This is a genomic window from Ectothiorhodospira sp. PHS-1, assembly GCF_000225005.1.
In the GTDB taxonomy this organism is placed as follows: domain Bacteria; phylum Pseudomonadota; class Gammaproteobacteria; order Ectothiorhodospirales; family Ectothiorhodospiraceae; genus Ectothiorhodospira.
This window is the reverse complement of sequence record NZ_AGBG01000070.1, coordinates 1-1678: the sequence shown is the minus strand read 5'-3', so window position 1 is coordinate 1678 and position 1678 is coordinate 1. Positions and strand designations below refer to the sequence as shown.

1 protein-coding gene is annotated in these 1678 nt (G+C 61.6%); it reads left to right on the top strand.

Annotated elements, in window-relative coordinates; all coding sequences use genetic code 11:
- Positions 1-79: 79 nt before the first annotated feature.
- Positions 80-1638 (top strand): IS3 family transposase gene (locus tag ECTPHS_RS13605; RefSeq protein ID WP_246828386.1). Its coding sequence is split into 2 segments (ribosomal slippage): positions 80-545 and positions 545-1638, totalling 1560 coding nucleotides; the frame shifts between segments, so codons are not numbered across the junction.
- The last annotated feature ends 40 nt before the right edge of the window (positions 1639-1678 follow it).

Below are 1678 nucleotides of genomic sequence, written 5' to 3'. Positions count from 1 at the left end.
CCCCCCCCTGTCAGGATAAGTGTCGTCTGGTTTGATAGAGTATTTAAAACACTCTGGGGGCGAGAGAGGAGCGCCCAAGATGCCACGATATCCTGACGAACGCAGAGAAGCCGCAGTAGCCAAGCTATTGCCCCCGTACAACCTCTCGCCCCGGGAGGTGGCGGAGCAGGAAGGGGTTTCCATTGCCACGGTGTACAAGTGGCGCAAGGAGGCCCGAGAACAAGGCCGCTGTCTTCCCCAGGCCACAGGGGCCGGCACTGAAGCCTGGTCATCCAAGGACAAGTTCTCCGCAGTGGTGGAGACGGCCGGGATGAACGCCCAGGAGGTGGCGGAGTATTGCCGTTCCCGGGGTTTGTATCCGGAGCAGTTACAGGTGTGGCGCCACGACTGTGAACAGGCAGCCGGCCTGGCGAGCCAGGATCGCCGCCGTGAAGCCCAGGAACTCAAGGGCCACAAAGCACGTATTCGTGAGCTGGAACGGGAACTCAGACGCAAGGAGGCCGCGTTGGCGGAGACAGCGGCGTTGCTGACACTGTCAAAAAAGGCCGCCGCGATCTGGGGGGACGAGGAAAAATGATCAGCACCGCAGATCGCCGCAAAACCGTTGAGCTGATCGATCAGGCCCGGGCCAAGGGGGCAAGGCTGACACCCGCCTGCGAGGTGGCCGGTATCTGTGCCCGCACCTATCAGCGCTGGACCGGGCAGGAAAACCTGGGGGAGGATCGCCGCCCTTTCGCGGATCGGCCAAGGCCGGCCAATGCCCTGAGTCCTGAGGAAGAGCAAGCGATCTTGGACGTATGCAATCGGCCCGAGTACGCGTCCCTGCCTCCAGATCAGATCCTGGTGCGCCTGCTGGACGAGGAAGATCGCTATCTGGCTTCGGTGTCCACGATCTACCGGGTGCTGCGCCGTCACGGCCAGGTGGCTCACCGGGGACGTGCCAAGGCCCCCCGCCGCAGCAAGCCCCCGACCACGCATCAGGCCCATGCGCCCAATCAACTTTGGGCTTGGGACTGCACCTGGCTGCCGGGCCCGGCCCGGGGGACGTTCTACTACCTGATCATGATCCTGGACGTCTTCAGCCGCAAGGTCGTGGGCTGGGAGGTCTTTCCGTCTGAATCGGCGGACAACGCCATGCAAGTCATTCAGCGGGCCGTGTTGGCCGAGAACATCGTGCGAAAGCCTCTGGTATTGCACGCGGATAATGGTAGCCCCTTCAAGGCCGCCACGCTGATGGAGAAGTTGCGGGACATGAATATCGACCCCTCCTTCAGTCGGCCACGGGTGAGCAACGACAATGCCTACGCTGAAGCCTTGTTCCGTACCTGCAAGTACGTCCCTGGCTATCCGGCCAAAGGTCTGGAATCGCTCGACAAGGCCCGTGAGTGGGTGCATGGCTTCGTCCGCTGGTACAACCACGAACACCGCCACAGCGCCATCCGCTTTGTCACGCCCGCTGAGCGTCACCGCGGTGAGGACAAAGCGATCCTGGTACGCCGTCATCAACAATTCCAAAGAGCCCGACAGCTTCGCCCGGAGCGCTGGAGTGGAAAGACTCGTAACTGGTCGCATGTCGATACCGTTACCATGAATCCTGAGCGCGTTGCTCAAGATCAGCCACTGAAAATGGCTGCATAACGATGTGCTCTCAGGCGACAACTTCATTGACAGCCGCCGA